This window comes from Pigmentiphaga sp. H8 (genome assembly GCF_003854895.1).
Classification (GTDB): Bacteria; Pseudomonadota; Gammaproteobacteria; order Burkholderiales; family Burkholderiaceae_B; genus Pigmentiphaga.
This window is the reverse complement of sequence record NZ_CP033966.1, coordinates 2,822,723-2,838,871: the sequence shown is the minus strand read 5'-3', so window position 1 is coordinate 2,838,871 and position 16,149 is coordinate 2,822,723. Positions and strand designations below refer to the sequence as shown.

Sequence of the window (16,149 nt, the reverse complement as noted above, 5' to 3'; positions counted from 1 at the left end):
GGTGCAATCCCCGTGCCACCTGCGAACTCCGCGGCAAGGCCTTGATTCATCGGCGTTTTCCCGGTCTGGCGACTTTGTCCGGACGTTTCATGGAACAATCATGGAACAGACAGGACGTCTTACCAAGACACGATCATGCTTCCCCTTTCCTCGCCTCCCCCGGGCCTGCCGCGCCTGTGTTTCGTCAGCTACCGGCACATTCGCGAACTGGCCATGCCGGTCGTTGCCGAATATGCGCAGCGGGCGCGGATCGAGGTCGTCGACGCCACCTTCGGCGACGCCCTGGCCCTGGCGCAGGACCGGGTCGAGCGCGGCATGGCCGACGCCTTCGTCAGCGCCGGCTCGAACGCAGCCATCCTGCGGGCCGGCCTGCAGGCGCCGGTGGCCACCATCCACCTGGGCGGCTTCGACCTGCTGCAGGCGCTGATCCAGGCACGCCGGATCGCCGACCGCGTCGGCGTGGTGATGTACGGCCAGACCATACCCGAGCTGGACGACGTCAAGGATCTGCTCAACATCGGCATCAGCCAGCACGCCTACCGTACGCCGGACGACGCCCGGCTTCGCTTCGAGACGCTGCGCCGGGAGGGATACCAGGTCATCGTCGGCTCCAGCCTGGTGGTGGAACTGGCCGAGCAGGCCGGGCTGCGGGGCCTGCTGGCCTATTCCCTGGCCAGCATCCGCAAGGGCTTCGACGATGCCCTGGAACTGGCCAGGGTCGCGCGCCTGGAGGCCGGCCGCTACGAACAGTTGCACAGCGTGCTGCACAACCTGCAGGAAGCGGTGGTCGCGGTCGACCGCGAAGACCGCATCATCGCCATCAACCCGCCCATGCGGCAATTGCTCGGCAAGCCCGACGCGCTGCTGCGGGGACGGCCGCTGGGCGAACTCGAGCCGGCGCTGTCCCTGCGTGCCACGCTGGCCAGCGGCCGCCAGGAACGGGCCATCGCGCTGCGCTTCGGGCAGCGCGACTGGGTGGTCGACCGCACCCTGATACGGGAACATGGGGACATCGTGGGGGCGGCGCTGACGCTGCACGACGCCAGCGCCATCCAGGCGGCCGACGCCAGCCTGCGCATCCTGCAGCGGCGCCAGCAGCACACGGCCCGCCACACTTTCTCCAGCCTGGCCGGCGGCAGCCAGGCCATGCGCACGGCCGTCGCCAGCGCCCACCGCTACGCCCGCACGGACCTGGGCGTGTTGATCACCGGCGAAAGCGGCGTCGGCAAGGAACTGTTCGCCCAGGCCATCCACAACGAAAGCCGGCGGGCCGGGCGCCCCTTCGTCGCCGTCAACTGCGCGTCCTTTCCGGAGTCGCTGCTGGAAAGCGAACTGTTCGGCTACGAGGAAGGCGCCTTCACCGGTTCGCGGCGCGGCGGCAAGTGCGGCCTGTTCGAGGCGGCCCATACCGGCACCCTGTTCCTGGACGAGATCGGCGACATGCCCATGCCGCTCCAGACAAGGCTGCTGCGCGTGCTGCAGGAACGGGAAGTCATGCGCCTGGGCGCGACCGCGCCGCTGCCCATCGACGTGCGCGTGGTCGCCGCCACGCATCAACCGCTGGAAGCGCTGATCGAACAGGGCCGGTTCCGGCGCGACCTGTACTACCGCCTCAACATCCTGCGGCTGGCCCTGCCCGCGCTGCGCGAACGCCGGGAAGACATTCCCGTCCTCATCCTGCCCATGGCCGACCGCTGCCTGAAGCGCCTGGGTTCATCCCTGGACGCCGCCGTCGCGCTGGCGCCGTGGATGGACGCGCTGCGCCGCTACCACTGGCCCGGCAACGTCCGCGAGCTGGAGAACCTGGCGGAGCGGATCGCGGTCACGCTGGCGCAGTATGCCGATGTGCGCGACATCCCGCTCGATGCACTGGCCCATGACTGTCCGGAATTGTTCGCCTCGGGAGCCGGCCCGACCGTGGAACGGCCGCTGGCACAGCGCGTACGCGCTGCGCTGGACCAGGCGGGAGGCCGGCGCGCCGAGGCGGCCCGCCTGCTGGGCGTCAGCCGTTCGACGCTGTGGCGGTGGCTGGCCGAGCTGGAGGCCTGCGCGGATACGGCCGCGGAGCCTAGCCCGCCGCGATCGATGGCCGGGCCTGCCTGACCAGCATCACCGGCACCGCCGAAAGTCGCACCACCTGCTCGGCATCGCTGCCTATCAGCACGCGGTCGACGCCCCGCCGGCCATGGGTTCCCATGACGATGGCGTCCACGCCGTCCTTGGCCGCCTGGGCGGCGATCAATTCCGAGGCCCGGGTGCCGCGGCTTTCCAGCAGTACGGTGTCCACTTCGATGCCCTGCGACTCGATCTCGGCCCGGGTCTCGTCCAGCAGGTCCTGGCCCGCCTTCAGGAACATGGGGCGCACCTCCCTGATGTAGACCGCAGGGCTGGGCCGGCCCCAGATATGTTCGAGTTCGTCCACGACGTGCAGGAGTTCTATCCTGGCGCCGCTCAGGCGCGCCAGCATCACGGCTTCCTCCAGGGCCAGGCGGGACGTGGCGCTGCCGTCGATGGGAACGAGTAGCTTCTGATACATGGTTGCTCCTGTCGACCGGACGTCGTAGGCGGCCTGCAGTCGTTCATGCTACGCCGGGTTTATTGCACACACCTTGAGTCAGATCAATCGCCGCGGCCTGAAACAAGAAAGCCCGGCCGGGATGGCTCCCGACCGGGCTTTCGTGGAACGCCGGCGGCGATCAGTCGCTCTTGCCCTTGCGCACCCAGGCCTCGAGCTGATACGGCCGGATGCTGTCGTAGTCCTCGAAGGGCTGGTGTATCCACGGATTCGTCGGCAGTTTCTGCACGTAGTAGTCCGGCACCACCTTGGAGTGCCCCTTGAACCACAGCACGGCCGTGCGCATTTCCGTGATCGCCGAGAACTGCTGCAGCAGGTGCTGGTGCACGCGGTCGAAGGTCACGCCGGTGTCGACCATGTCGTCCACCAGCAGCACCTTGCCTTCCAGCGTGCCGCGCGTGATCGTGATGAACTGCGCGATGTCCAGCCGCCCCTGCTCGGTGCCCGCCGCCTCGCGGTAGCTGCTGGTGGCCAGGATGCCCAGCGGCACGTCGTAGATGCGCGACAGCACGTCGCCCACGCGCATTCCGCCGCGGGCCAGGCAGACGATCTGGTCGAACTTCCAGCCCGACTGGTGGACCTGCAGGCCCAGTTGCTCGATGAGTTGGTTGTAGCGGTCCCAGCTGATCCAGAGATCTTTGTCGGTATCTTGCTGCATGGTGTCCGGATACTGCAAAAAAGCCCCGGATCAACCGGGGCGCCAGGATGAGTAAGGAGCCGATCAGGCCTTGAAGGGATGCCGCAGCACGACGGTTTCGGTGCGGTCCGGACCGGTCGACACCAGGTCGATCGGCACGCCGCAGACTTCGGCCATCCGCTCCAGGTAGCGACGGGCATTGACCGGAAGTTTATCGTATTCGGTCACGCCCACGGTGGACTCGCTCCAGCCCGGCATTTCCTCCAGGACGGGCTCGCTGCTGGCCACGGCCGCCGCCCCGTAGGGCAGGACGTCGCGGAATTCGCCGTTGACGCGATAGCCCACGCCCAGCTTGATGGTTTCCAGGCCGTCCAGCACGTCCAGCTTGGTGATGCACAGGCCGGAGATGCCGTTCAGGCGGATCGAGCGCTTGAGCGCGGCGCCGTCGAACCAGCCGCAGCGGCGCGGCCGGCCGGTGACCGAGCCGAATTCCTTGCCTACCGAGGCCAGGCGGGCGCCGATGTCGTCGTCCAGCTCGGTCGGGAACGGGCCCGACCCGACGCGGGTGGCATAGGCCTTGGTGATGCCCAGCACGTACTCGAGCTTCTGCGGTCCGACGCCCGAGCCCGCCGAGGCCGCGCCGGCCACGCAGTTGCTGCTGGTGACGTAGGGATAGGTGCCGTGGTCCACGTCCAGCAGCGCGCCCTGCGCGCCTTCGAACAGCAGCTTCTGGCCACCCGCCGAGGCTTCGTACAGCGCGTTGGCCACGTCGGCCACCATGGGCTTGAGCACCGGCGCCAGCGCCATGGCCTGGTCGCGCACCTGCGCGGCATCCACGGCCTGGGCGCCCAGGTACTGGGTCAGCACGAAGTTGTGATAGTCCAGGGCCTCTTCCAGCTTGGCGTCGAAGGAGGCCGGGTCGTACAGGTCCTGGACGCGGATGGCGCGACGCGCGACCTTGTCCTCGTAGGCGGGGCCGATGCCGCGGCCGGTCGTGCCGATCTTGCCGGCGCCCTTGCGGGCCTCGCGCGCCTGGTCGACGGCGACGTGGTACGGCAGGATCAGCGGGCAGGCCTCGGACACGCGAAGGCGGGCGCGCACCTCGACGCCGGCGGCCTCGAGTTCCTCGATCTCGCGCAGCAGCGCTTCGGGCGACAGCACCACGCCGTTGCCGATGTAGCAGGTCATGCCGGGGTGCATGATGCCCGAGGGGATCAGGCGCAGGATGGTCTTCTTGCCGGCGATCCACAGGGTATGGCCCGCATTGTGGCCGCCCTGGAAGCGCACCACCCCTTGGGCGGACTCCGCCAGCCAGTCGACGATCTTGCCTTTGCCTTCGTCACCCCACTGGGTGCCGATAACCACGACGTTGTTAGCCATGTTGCTTCTGCTTCTCTAAATTCCGCCCGCGACGGGCGTCAGATTGCGGTGGATGGGGATGGCCGGGCGGCCTCGGCGCTGGCCAGGGATTCGACCCGCCAGGCGCCATTGCGCAGCACCAGCTCGTGATCGCAGATGAATTCCTGCTGATCGTGTTCATGTCCGGGCAGTATCTGGACCACGATCTGGCCGGCGGCGCGCAGCGCGCGCACGGCCTCCGCCAGATCGGGCTCGAGACCCCACGGGGCGCGGACTGCGGAACTCGCGGTGGCGGGCGCGAGCAGCCCCGCCAGTTCGCGCAGGTCCAGGCTGAAACCGGTGGCCGGGCGTGCCCGTCCGAATACCCTGCCGACGTCGTCGTAGCGGCCGCCGCGCACCACCGCGTTGGGCCAGCCGCCGCAGTAGACGGCGAAGACCACGCCGGTGTGATAGTTGAAGCTGCGCACGTCGGCCAGGTCGATGCCGATGTCCACGCCCGGCAGCGCCTTGGCCAGCGCGGCCAGCATGTCCAGCGCCTGGCTGATCCGGGGCAGCGCCGGCAGCGCCGCGCGGGCCTTCTCCAGCACGTCCAGTTCGCCGTACAGCGTCGGCAGCACCTGCAGCGCCTGGGCGGTGGCCGGCGCCAGCGCGGGGCCGAGCGCCGCCAGCCCGGGAACGTCCTTCTCGCGCAGCAGGTTGAAGATCTCGTCGGCGCGGGCGGCGGCGGCCGGGTCGGTTTCCAGCAGCGCGCGCACTACGTCCAGGTGGCTGAGGTCGACCCGGTAATCGGCCACCCCCGCGCGCCGGACGCTTTCCAGCGCCAGTTGCAGGACTTCGATGTCGGCCTCGGGACCGGCGTGGCCATACAGCTCGGCGCCGATCTGCAGCGGCTCGCGCGTGGCCCAGAGGCCGCGCGGCAAGGTGTGCAGCACGCTTCCGCAATAGCACAGGCGGGTGGTGCCTGCCCGATTGAGCAGGTGCGCGTCGATGCGCGTCACCTGGGGCGTCATGTCGGCCCGGATGCCGAGCGAACGGCCCGACATCTGGTCCACCAGTTTGAAGGTGTGCAGGTCCATGTCGCCTCCGCTGGCCGACAGCAGCGAGTCGAGGTACTCCACCAACGGCGGCATGACGAGCTCATAGCCATAGGTGCGATACAGGTCCAGCAACAAGCGGCGCAATTCTTCTATGCGCCGGGCCTCGGCCGGCAGGATATCTGCCAGGCTTTCGGGCAACAGCCATTTGCCCATGCGGGGATCTCGCAAACGATTCAATGAAAACGATGGACGAAAAAAAAGCGGCTGCGGGTATGCACACGTGCAAGCCCATCAACCGCTTCTTCCAAGCTGGGGTTGTCCGATTCGCACCAATTTGGTGCAGTGACTAATTCGGACGTACCTCTTGGCTTACACGCTATTGTCCGCTCGAATCACGACAAAATCAAGCTTGCGTGGCGCGCGGCCGACGCATTGTTCGCGTTCTTCTATCACGTCATCCAAATGTTTTGCTTACTTCCCTGGGTAGGGTGCATTTAAATAACGCGGCAGCCTGGACCGATGGGCAGCGCCGCGACAGCGGCGGCCCACAGGTTCTTTTTCCCGGACCCGCAATCGGAGACCGCCGTGCCTTCGCCTTCCCCCGCCCTGCCCGACCTGGACGCCTTCCGTCTCAGGCGTTTCCTGGAATCCCTGGACGAGGGCGCCTTTCTGCGCCAGCCCGAAGCGGCGCTGCGCGACATTGCCGCCATCCTGGAACAAAGCCCCAAGGCGGTTCTGATCGAACGCCCGGGCGACTCGGACATCCCCCTGTGCGGCAACGCCGCCGGCAGCCGTGAACGGCTTGCCCTGGCCTTCTCCACTACGCCGGCCGACCTGCCCGCCGAAGTGACCCGCCGGCTGCGCAACCGGCCCGAATTCGTCGAAATCCCCGCGTCCCAGGCCCCCGTCCAGCAGGTCGTCCTGCAAGGCGACGAGTGCGACCTGACCCAGCTGCCCGTCCACCTGCAGCATGGCCTGGACGGTGCGCCCTATATTTCCGCCTCCATCGACTTCACCCGCGACCCGGACACCGGCTGGACCAACGTGGGCGTGCGCCGCCTCATGCTGCGCGGCCGCCGCACCGCCGGGATAGACCTGGTCGCGCCGTCGGACCTGCGCGCCCTGTACCTGAAACAGGCCGGCCGCGGCCAGCGCATGCCGATCGCCTTCGCGGTGGGCTCGAACCCCATCGACCACATCGCCGCCACCATGCGCATCCCCGGCGACGAACTGGGTCTGCTCTCGAGCCTGCGGGGCGCGCCGCTGCCCGTGGTCAAGTGCGTGACCAACGACCTGATGGTGCCGGCCGACGCGGAATTCATCATCGAAGGCTATCTGGACGAAGCCGGCCACGTCGAGCCCGAAGGCCCCTATGGCGAGTTCCTGGGCTATTACGGCGTGGTCAAGAAGAACCCGCTGTTCCACGTGACCGCCATCACGCGCCGGCGCGACGCCGTGTTCCAGACCGCCACCATCAGCGGCCCCAACATGGCGTGGACCGATACCGCGCAGTTGAACGCGCTGCGCACCGAAGTGATGATCTGGCGCGCGCTCGAGACCGCGGTGCGCGAAGTCCGCGGCGTCTTCGCCGCGCCGGCCAACGGCGGCATGTTCAACGTGCGCATCGCCTTGCAGCAGCGCGTGCCGGGCGAAGCCCGCAACGCCATCGCCGCGGTGTTCGGCTCGCTCTCGAACGTCAAGCACGTGTTCGTGGTCGACCCGGACATCGACATTTTCTCGGACGCGCAGATGGACTGGGCCCTGGGCACGCGATTCCAGGCGGATCGCGACCTGGTGATCCAGACCGGCATGCGCGCCATGCCGCTGGATCCGTCGCTCAACGGCGCCCGCACGGGCGCCAAGGCGGGCTTCGACCTGACCCTGCCCCTGCTCGCCCCGGGTGCGCAACGCCCCCTGGATTACCGGGTTCCCGCCGCGCCGCGCTACGAGGGCGCCCGCTTCGCCTCGATCGAAGCGGCGCTGGAGGACGGCCCCAAGTACTTCGAGGAACTGATGGCCGCGACCGGCAGCAACGACGGCCGGGAGATCGTGCGCTGGCTGGAGGATACGGCCGGCAAGCGCCCCTTGGCCCGGGACGAAGAAGGCCGCTACCACTTCCGCTGATTTCCCACGGCAAACGACGGGGTGGCGGCACGGCCGACCAGCCCCGCACAGGAGACATGCCATGACCCAACCGCTGAGCCGGCATCCCGCCGGCCTGGAATCCCATCGCCGTACCCTGCTCGCGGCGCTTGCCGCCACGGGGCTGATCGCCTGGCAGCCGGCATCCGCCCAGGATGCCGCGACCGACTTTCCGACCAAGCCGATCCGGATCGTTTCCCCCCACTCGGCCGGCGGGCTGGGCGATACCTTCGCCCGCTACATCGCCCAGCAATTGTCGGCGTCCGTCGGCCAGCCCGTGATCGTGGAGAACCGCCCCGGCGCCAGCCAGACCATCGCCGCCGAAGCCGTGGCCAAGGCGCCGCCGGACGGCTATACGCTGCTGATCGCCACGCAAAGCGCCATGGTGTTCAATCCGGTCCTGCGCAAGCAACTGCCCTACGACTCGCAGCGGGACTTCACCCCCATCTCGATGCTGTTCGACACGCCCACCTACCTGGTGGTGAACAAGGCCCTGCCCATGCGCACCGTGGCCGACCTGATCGCGGCCGCCAAGGCCTCGCCCGGCAAGCTCACCTACGCCTCGCTGGGCTCGGGCAGCTCGCACCACCTGCTGGCGGAAATGTTCAAGAAACAGGCCGGCGTGGACATCCTGCACGTGCCCTACAAGGGCAGTTCCAACGCCAGCACGGACCTGATCGCCGGCCAGGTCGACATGATGTTCGAAGGCGGCGCCTCGTCCCTGCCCCACGTGCGCGCCGGCAAGCTCACGGCGCTGGCCACCTCGGGTGAAAAGCGCACCGAGATCATGCCCGACCTGCCCACGATCAACGAAACGCTGCCGGGCTTCAGCGCCAACGTCTGGTTCGCCCTGTCCGGCCCTGCCGGCATGCCGGCCCCCGTCGTCGCAAAGCTCAACAGCGAAGTCGTCCGTATCCTGAAGCAACCCGCCACGCACGACAAATTCGTCGACCTGGGCGTGGAGCTCCTGCCCAGCACTCCCAAGGAAATGGCCGACCGCATCCGCACCGAAATCCCCCAATGGCGCGCCGTCGTCAAAGCCGCCGGCATCACCCCTGAGTAGGGGTCCCCCCCTACGCCCTTCGGGCGCCCCCCAGGGGGCGGCACTGGCGGACCGGCGGAGCCGGATCCGCTGTGCCCTGGGTCTGGGGGGACCGCAAATACAAGAACGGCCTTGCTTGCACGCAAGGCCGTTTTCTTTTTCAACCGAACCGGATGCCAGGCAATATCGCCAGTCTCCGCCAGCCCTTTGGTACCCCAGGATGCGGTGGATCCGGCTTTGCCGGTCCACCCGCATCGCCCCCTGGGGGGCGCCCGGAGGGCGTAGGGGGGGGTCAATTCGCCGCTGGCGATTTCATGAAGCGGAAGAACTCAGAGCTCGGGTCCACCACCAGCATGTCGGACTTGGAGCCGAACGAGCTGCGGTAGGCTTCCAGGCTCTTGTAGAAGCGATAGAAGTCGCGGTCCTGGCCGAAGGCCTGCGCATAGACGGCCGAGGCCTTGGCGTCGCCCTCGCCTTTGGCTTCCTGGGCCTTGCGATAGGCTTCGGCCAGGATGACCTCGCGCTGGCGGTCGGCGTCGGCGCGGATCTTCTCGCCTTCGGCGGCGCCGATGGAGCGCTGCTCGTTGGCCACGCGCTTGCGTTCGGCTTCCATCCGGCGGTAGACCGACTCGGAAATCTCGGGCACGAAGTCCACGCGCTTCAGGCGCACGTCGACGATCTCCACGCCCAGCAGCTTGGCCGCGGCCTCGGTGTTGGTGCGGATCTCCTGCATGATCTTGTCACGCTCCTTGGAGGTGACGTCGTTCACGGTGCGGCGGTTGATCGAGGCGTTCAGGGCATCGCGGATCAAGGCCAGCAGGCGTTCCTGCGCCGCGCGTTCGTTGCCGCCAAAGGTCACATAGTAGGTGCGCGGATTCGAAATGCGCCACTTCACGAACGCGTCGATCAGCAGGTTCTTCTTTTCCGAGGTCTGCACCCGCTCGCTGTCGGCGGAGTCGATGGTCAGGATGCGCTTGTCGAACTGCTGCACGTTCTGGAACGGCGGCGGCAGCTTGAAATACAGGCCGGGTTCGTCGATGACTTCCTTGATTTCACCCAGGGCGAAGACGACGGCATAGTTGCGTTCGTTGACCACGAACACGCATGACGACAATACGGCCACCCCCACGAGCAGACCGATTACCGCAGGAATCAAACGATCCATGCTATTCCTTCTCAATTATCTGTTGCGGTCCCGCGAGCGCAGGGCATCGCGTCCGGCTTCCGGCAGCACGCTGCCGGCCAGCGGCGGCGGCACGTTGACGGACGAGGAACCGCCCGCGGCGGACGGCGAGCGCGTCCCGGCCGCGGAGTCCTGCGACACTTGCTGCATCAGCTTGTCCAGCGGCAGGTACAGCAGGTTGCTGCCGTTGCGCGTATCGACCAGCACCTTCGAGGTGTTGGTGAAGACCTGCTGCATGGTTTCGAGATAAAGGCGGTCACGCGTGACCTGCGGCGCCTTCTTGTATTCGGCCAGCACCTGCGAGAAGCGCGCGGCATCACCCTCGGCGTTTTCGACGATGCGCTGGCGGTAGGCCTCGGCTTCCTGGACCAGGCGCGAGGCGGCGCCCGACGCACGGGGAACCACGTCGTTGGCGTAGGCCTGGCCTTCGTTGATCTGACGCTCGCGGTCCTGGCCGGCCTTGACGGCATCGTCGAACGCGGCCTGCACCTGCTCGGGTGGCTGGGCATTCTGGATCGCCACCGTGCTGATCAGCACGCCGGTGCGGTACAGATCCATGATCTGCTGCATCAGCGCGGCCACTTCCGTGGCGACTTCGGTACGCCCTTCGTACAGTACGAAGTCCATCTTCTTCTTGCCGACGATCTCGCGCATGGCGGTCTCGGCGGCCTGCTTGACGGCTTCGTCCGGGCCCCGGTTATTGAAGAGGTAGTCGCGCGCGCCCGTTTCCTTCAAGCGGTACTGGACCACGAACTGCATGTCGACGATGTTCTCGTCATCGGTCAGCATCAGGGACTCCTGCAACACCTTGCTGCGCGAGGTATTGCGAAAGCCCACCTCGATGGTGCGCAGTTGCGAGAGATTGACGGTCTCGTGGCTCTGGATGGGGTACGGCATGCGCCACTGGAAACCGGCCCGCGTGGTTTCCTTGTACTTGCCGAACTGCGTGATGACCGCGACCTGCCCTTCCTGGACGATGAAGAAGCCCGAGGCCAGCCACAGCAGCGCCACCACGACCACGACCACCAGCAGGCCGACGCCCGTGCCCCGCGAGGATGGCGAGAAACGGCCGCCGCCGTTATTGTTGCCGCCGGGAGGCCCGGAAGGCTTGCGGCCGAACAATCCGCTCAGCCGGCGGTTGAAATCGCGCCATAACTCGTCGAGATCGGGCGGTCCGCCGTTATTGTTGTCCCGTCCGTCGTTCTGCGGACGCCGGGGAGGCTCGTTGCCGGAGCCACCGCCGCTTCCGCGGCCCCAGTTCGAGTCGTTGAGATTGAATATTCGAGTTATCGCAGGCAGACGCATCTTTGTAGTAAGCAAAGCGGACGGGTCGAACCCGTCGCCTAGGATCGGGCGTCAGCCGTAGGGCCGACGGACGAAGACAGCGTACGAAAGCGTGGGTCGCTACTATTATTACCTGGGACCACGGGATCTGCCCGTCCGGCCTCGACAATGGCACCCCGCAGTGCATCCAGGCCAGTACGCTCGATCGCGCTAACGAACACTCGCGAGATCGTACCATGCTCGTCGCGCTCGACTCCCGCCTCGTGGCTGCTGCGGTCGATCTTGTTATAGACCAGGATGCGGGGGATGTCCGCCGCCCCGATCTCTTCCAGGACCTTGTCGACCTCGGCGATCTGTTCGTCGCGCTGGGGGCTGGACGCATCCACGACGTGCAGCAGCAGGTCGGCGTGGACGGTTTCCTCGAGCGTGGCCTTGAACGCGGCGATGAGCGTGTGCGGCAACTCGCGGATGAACCCCACCGTGTCGGACACGACGACCGAGCCAGCCCCTTCGATCCAGATGCGCCGGGTCGTGGTGTCCAGCGTGGCGAAGAGCTGGTCGGCCGCATAGACCTCGGCGCGGGTCAGCGCGTTGAACAACGTGGACTTCCCGGCGTTGGTATAGCCCACCAGCGAAACCGACAGCGCCCCGCCCCGCGCGCGCGAACGGCGCTGGGTCTGGCGCTGGCGTTCGAGCTTGTCCAGCCGCTCGCGCAGGTAGCGGACCTTGTCGCCGATCATGCGGCGGTCCATTTCCAGCTGCGATTCGCCCGGACCCCGCATGCCTATGCCGCCGCGCTGGCGCTCCAGGTGGGACCACATCCGGGTCAGGCGCGTGGCCAGGTGCTGCAACTGCGCCAGCTCGACCTGGAGCTTGCCCTCGTGGCTCTGGGCACGCAGCGCGAAGATGTCCAGGATGAGCGCGACCCGGTCCACCACCCGTATCTTCAGGGCGCGTTCGAGGTTGCGCTGCTGGGCAGGCGTCAGGTTGTGGTTGAACAGGATGATCTCGGCCTGGCCGGCCTCGGCCGCCAGTCCGATTTCTTCCACCTTGCCCGACCCCACGAAGAGCGCCGCATCCGGACGCGCCCGTCGGGCAATCATGGTATCGACGATCTGCGCGCCAGCCCCTTGGGCCAGCATGATGAATTCGTCGGTCTGGGCCTGGAACTCGGGCTCGCCAAAGTCCACGCTGACGATCAGCGCGCGCATCAGCGGCCCGTGGTTCTGCCCGGTAGGCGTAGGATTAGTCTGCAGCTGCTTCAACCTGGAAGTTGACCGGACGCGAGGGGACGACGGTCGAAATGGCGTGTTTGTAGACCATTTGCGTCACGGTGTTGCGCAGCAGGACCACGTATTGATCGAAGGATTCGATCTGGCCTTGCAGCTTGATGCCGTTGACGAGGTAAATGGAGACAGGTACGTGCTCTTTACGCAGCACGTTAAGGAAGGGGTCTTGTAGCAATTGCCCTTTATTGCTCATTAGTGGGCTCCTGGATGTGTTTTTCTTGGCGGATGCCAACTCTGTTACTGTACCGGGTTTTCCCCAGGGAAACTAGCGAATCTCAAAACTGAGAGAGACCGCCTTTTTTCCCCAATATCCTATGTGGGGACGCGGTTGCATTCCCACAAGAGCATGTCCCGGAAGATACTCGGTTACCCCGCCTTGTCGAGATAAGGATTCCTCGAGTTTCTGAACTCGATTCTCAATGGAGTGCCTTCGAGCCGGAAAGTTTCCCGGAACCGGGTTTCGAGGAACCTGCGATACGAATCGGGAATCTCGTCCAGCGCGCTGCCGTGGACCACGATCAGGGGTGGGTTCTGGCCGCCCTGGTGGGCATAGCGCAGCTTGGGCCGGAAAATGCCCTTGCGCGGAGGCTGCTGCTGCTCGACCGCGGCTTGCAGCGCGCGGGTCAGCTTGGGCGTGGCAAGCTTGGCGAAGGCCGCCGCATGGGCCCCCTCGATGGATTTGAGCAGCGGCCCGATGCCCGCGCCGCGCAGCGCCGAGACCGTATGCATCTTGGCGAACGACAGGAAGCGCAGCTTGCGTTCGAACTCGCGCTTGATCTCGTCGCGGCGCTCGCTGTCGGCGCGGTCCCATTTGTTGATCGCCACCACCAGCGCGCGCCCGGTCTCCAGCACGAAGCCGGCGATGTGGGCGTCCTGTTCGGAGATTTCCGCGCTGGCGTCCAGCATCAGCAGCACGACATTGCTGGCCTCGATCGCCTGCAGCGTCTTGATGACCGAGAATTTCTCGATCGCCTCGAACACCTTGCCGCGCTTGCGCAGTCCGGCGGTGTCGATCAGGGTGTAGCGGCGCCCGCCCCGTTCGAAGTCGATCTCGATGGCGTCGCGGGTGGTGCCCGGCTGGTCGAAGGCGATGACCCGTTCCTCGCCCAGCAGCGTGTTCACCAGCGTGGACTTGCCGACGTTCGGACGACCGACGATGGCGAGCTTGATGCGGTGGTCGACCGCGTCGACGGGCGAGAAGGCGCCCTGGTCCGTGCTTGCGGCGGCCTCGACGGCTTCGTCCTCGTCCACCTCGGGAGCAGTCTCGACCAGGCCTTGCAGCGCCTCTTCGATCATGTCCACCACGCCGTCGCCGTGGGCGGACGAGATCGCGTGCGGTTCGCCCAGCCCCAGTTCGTAGAACTCGGCCGCGGCGGCGGCGCGCGACATGCCTTCGACCTTGTTGACCGCCAAGAGCACCTTGCGCCCGGAACGGCGCAGCCGTTCGGCGATCTCGCGGTCATGGCCGGTCAGGCCCACGCGGCCGTCGGTCAGGAACACGATGGCGTCGGCTTCGTCCACCGCCTGCACGGTCTGCCTCGCCATCTCGGCCATGATGCCGTTCTTGGCCACCGGCTCGAAACCGCCGGTGTCCACGACGATGAAGGGATGATCCCCCACCCTGCCCTCGCCATAGTGGCGATCGCGCGTGAGCCCGGGAAAATCGGCCACGAGCGCGTCGCGCGAGCGGGTCAGCCGGTTGAACAACGTGGATTTGCCCACGTTGGGCCGTCCCACCAGGACGACCACCGGTTTGAAGACAGCGGGTTTCATCGTCGAAAAGCCTTGCTCATTGACCGACATTGATCAGGGTCAGATTGCCCTTGGAACTCTGTACCAGCACCCCGCGGTCGGTCGCCACGGGCTGGGAAAGGATGGCGCTGCCGTCGGTGGCGATACGCGCCAGCAGGGAGCCGTCCTCGCGCTGCAGGAAATGCACGTAACCTTGGTAGTCGCCCAGGGCGATGGCGCGGCCCACCGAGGCCGGTGCGGTCAGGCCGCGGTTTTGCAGGACGTCCTGCTTCCAGATGTTCGCACCGCTGTCCAGGTCAAAGCCGAAGACCACGCTGCGATCGTTCGCCGCATAGGCGAAGCGCACGTCGGCGCCCAGGCCCGTCACGCTGGAGAACTCGCGCGACCAGGTCGAGTTGCCCGACCCTACGTCGAAGCAGTTGATGCGGCCCTGGTAGGTGACGGCGCACAGATGGCGGCCCGAAATGACGGGCGCGCCGACCACGTCGGCCACGCGTTCGAGCTCGCTGGAGCCGCTGGGATTGGCGACCGTGCCTTCCCAGCGCACCGCGCCGGTGTTGGTGGCGATCGCGATCAGCTTGCCGCCCGGCAGGCCGGTGAAGATATAGCCGCCGGACAGCAGCATTTCGCCCGGCGCGCGCAAGGCCAGGGCCGGCCCCGGGCGCTGGACGCTCCAGCGGCGCTTGCCGCTCTCGGCGTCGTACGCCTGGATGCGATAGTCGCCGCTGCGCACCACCACCAGGCCCTCGCCCACCAGGGGCGGAACCGTGATCTCGCTGGAGGCCTGGGCGCGCCACTTGATGGCGCCGGTATCGTCGAAGGCGATCACTTCGCCGCGCGGCGTCGCGACCGCCGTCACGCGGCCATCGCTGCCCACGCCCGCCGACAGGTCGGCCTTGGCCGACGAGCGCCAGATCTCGGCGCCGGTGGCCAGCGCGTACTTGCCGACCGAGCCGTTGCCGGTGGCGGCGTAGACGGCATCGCCGACGACCACGGGTACGAAGCCCACGCCGCCCTTGCTGCCCACCGACACCGACCAGCCACTGCTGACCGGCAGCGTGGCGTTGAAATTCGTGAGCGGAGCCGGCGGATAGCGCGGTTTCTCGCTCGAGAACAGGGAACATCCGCCAAGCGCGAGCACGGCCGCCACCGCGGCGGCGCGACACAGGCGGCGCCAGCCCTGGCGCTCGCCGGTAAATCCGTTATGCAACGTCATCAAGCGCCTCCCAGGGCATCGAGTTTCAGTTGGATGGACGAGCGCAGGTCGGTCGACGCGTCAAGCTTGGCCAGCGCCTCTTCGTAGGCCTTGCGCGCCTCGTCCCGCTTGCCCTGCCCGGCCAGCACGTCGCCCCGGCGGTCGGCGTACAGGGCCACGAAGGGCGCGGGCGGCTGCGGCGCCAGGACACCCAGCGCCTCGTCGTAGCTCTTCTCGTCCAGCAGCAGGCCCGCCAGCCGCAGGCGGGCCACGGCGGCCAGGGCCTCGTCGCCGCTGCGATCGGCCACCCACTGCAGTTGGGCGCGGGCCGAGCGGGCATCGCCGGCCTTTTCATAGGCATGGGCGGCCAGCAGCGCGGCGCGCGGGGCGTAGCCCGTGCGGGAATATTGTTCCAGGATGGTGCCGGCGGTGTCCTTGACACGGCTCAGGTCACCGGCCTCGGCCGCCTTCTCCAGCGCTTCGAACTGGGCCAGCGCGTTCGCTGCCTGGTTGCGCTGGTACCACTGCCAGCCGTTCCAGGCCGCCGCGGCCAGCAGCACGATGGTCGCCACGGCAAGGATGAAGTTTCCGTACTTCGCCCACCATGCCTTGAGGGATTCCAGTTGTTCCTGTTCTTCGATGTCGTAGGCCATT

The 16,149-nt window shown here is 67.1% G+C and carries 14 protein-coding genes; 3 read left to right on the top strand and 11 right to left on the bottom strand.

Translation table 11 applies throughout. The features are described 5' to 3' along the window. Positions 1-135 precede the first annotated feature (135 nt). Entirely contained in the window at positions 136-2,103 is a 1,968-nt protein-coding gene (prpR, locus tag EGT29_RS13480; RefSeq protein ID WP_124689480.1) for a propionate catabolism operon regulatory protein PrpR, read from the top strand. Here prpR and EGT29_RS13475 read toward each other — a convergent pair. From EGT29_RS13475 to EGT29_RS13460, 4 genes are all read right to left on the bottom strand, one after another. Further along, positions 2,069-2,536 carry a universal stress protein gene (locus EGT29_RS13475; RefSeq protein WP_124689479.1) on the bottom strand — a complete coding sequence of 156 codons (468 nt, stop codon included), beginning with the start codon at positions 2,534-2,536 and terminating at the stop codon, positions 2,069-2,071. The genes prpR and EGT29_RS13475 overlap by 35 nt on opposite strands. A 160-nt stretch (positions 2,537-2,696) precedes the next feature. Beyond that, positions 2,697-3,233, bottom strand: a complete 537-nt coding sequence (locus EGT29_RS13470; RefSeq protein ID WP_124689478.1) for a phosphoribosyltransferase — start codon at positions 3,231-3,233, stop codon at positions 2,697-2,699. Between the two features lie 63 nt (positions 3,234-3,296). Then, positions 3,297-4,592, bottom strand: coding sequence for an adenylosuccinate synthase (locus tag EGT29_RS13465; RefSeq protein WP_124689477.1), 1,296 nt, complete (start codon positions 4,590-4,592; stop codon positions 3,297-3,299). 38 nt (positions 4,593-4,630) lie between these two features. Beyond that, positions 4,631-5,821 carry an ATP phosphoribosyltransferase regulatory subunit gene (locus EGT29_RS13460; protein WP_124689476.1) on the bottom strand — a complete coding sequence of 397 codons (1,191 nt, stop codon included), beginning with the start codon at positions 5,819-5,821 and terminating at the stop codon, positions 4,631-4,633. Positions 5,822-6,193: 372 nt separating this feature from the next. Here EGT29_RS13460 and EGT29_RS13455 point away from each other — a divergent pair, with 372 nt between their 5' ends. Further along, positions 6,194-7,732: a UbiD family decarboxylase gene (locus EGT29_RS13455; protein ID WP_238160391.1), complete on the top strand. Its 1,539-nt coding sequence runs from the start codon at positions 6,194-6,196 to the stop codon at positions 7,730-7,732. Positions 7,733-7,793: 61 nt separating this feature from the next. Further along, the gene (locus EGT29_RS13450) at positions 7,794-8,813 is read left to right on the top strand and encodes a tripartite tricarboxylate transporter substrate binding protein (RefSeq protein WP_124689474.1); all 1,020 of its coding nucleotides are present in this window, start codon (positions 7,794-7,796) and stop codon (positions 8,811-8,813) included. Between the two features lie 271 nt (positions 8,814-9,084). Here EGT29_RS13450 and hflC read toward each other — a convergent pair whose 3' ends face one another. The 7 genes from hflC to EGT29_RS13415 form a co-directional block, all read right to left on the bottom strand. Further along, on the bottom strand, positions 9,085-9,957 hold the full coding sequence (hflC, locus tag EGT29_RS13445; RefSeq protein WP_124689473.1) for a protease modulator HflC: 873 nt from the start codon (positions 9,955-9,957) through the stop codon (positions 9,085-9,087). A 15-nt stretch (positions 9,958-9,972) separates the two neighbouring features. Continuing rightward, on the bottom strand, positions 9,973-11,274 hold the full coding sequence (hflK, locus tag EGT29_RS13440) for an FtsH protease activity modulator HflK (RefSeq protein WP_124692337.1): 1,302 nt from the start codon (positions 11,272-11,274) through the stop codon (positions 9,973-9,975). Between the two features lie 44 nt (positions 11,275-11,318). After that, a complete protein-coding gene (gene hflX / locus EGT29_RS13435) occupies positions 11,319-12,470 on the bottom strand; it encodes a GTPase HflX (protein ID WP_124689472.1) in 1,152 nt (383 codons plus the stop codon). A gap of 34 nt (positions 12,471-12,504) precedes the next feature. After that, positions 12,505-12,741, bottom strand: coding sequence for an RNA chaperone Hfq (gene hfq, locus EGT29_RS13430; protein WP_087780232.1), 237 nt, complete (start codon positions 12,739-12,741; stop codon positions 12,505-12,507). A 173-nt stretch (positions 12,742-12,914) separates the two neighbouring features. Next, entirely contained in the window at positions 12,915-14,321 is a 1,407-nt protein-coding gene (der, locus tag EGT29_RS13425; RefSeq protein WP_124689471.1) for a ribosome biogenesis GTPase Der, read from the bottom strand. Positions 14,322-14,337: 16 nt separating this feature from the next. Next, positions 14,338-15,516: an outer membrane protein assembly factor BamB gene (gene bamB, locus EGT29_RS13420; RefSeq protein ID WP_124689470.1), complete on the bottom strand. Its 1,179-nt coding sequence runs from the start codon at positions 15,514-15,516 to the stop codon at positions 14,338-14,340. Next, on the bottom strand, positions 15,516-16,148 hold the full coding sequence (locus tag EGT29_RS13415; protein WP_124689469.1) for a tetratricopeptide repeat protein: 633 nt from the start codon (positions 16,146-16,148) through the stop codon (positions 15,516-15,518). Before EGT29_RS13415 ends, bamB begins: the two co-directional genes overlap by 1 nt. Position 16,149 lies beyond the last annotated feature (1 nt).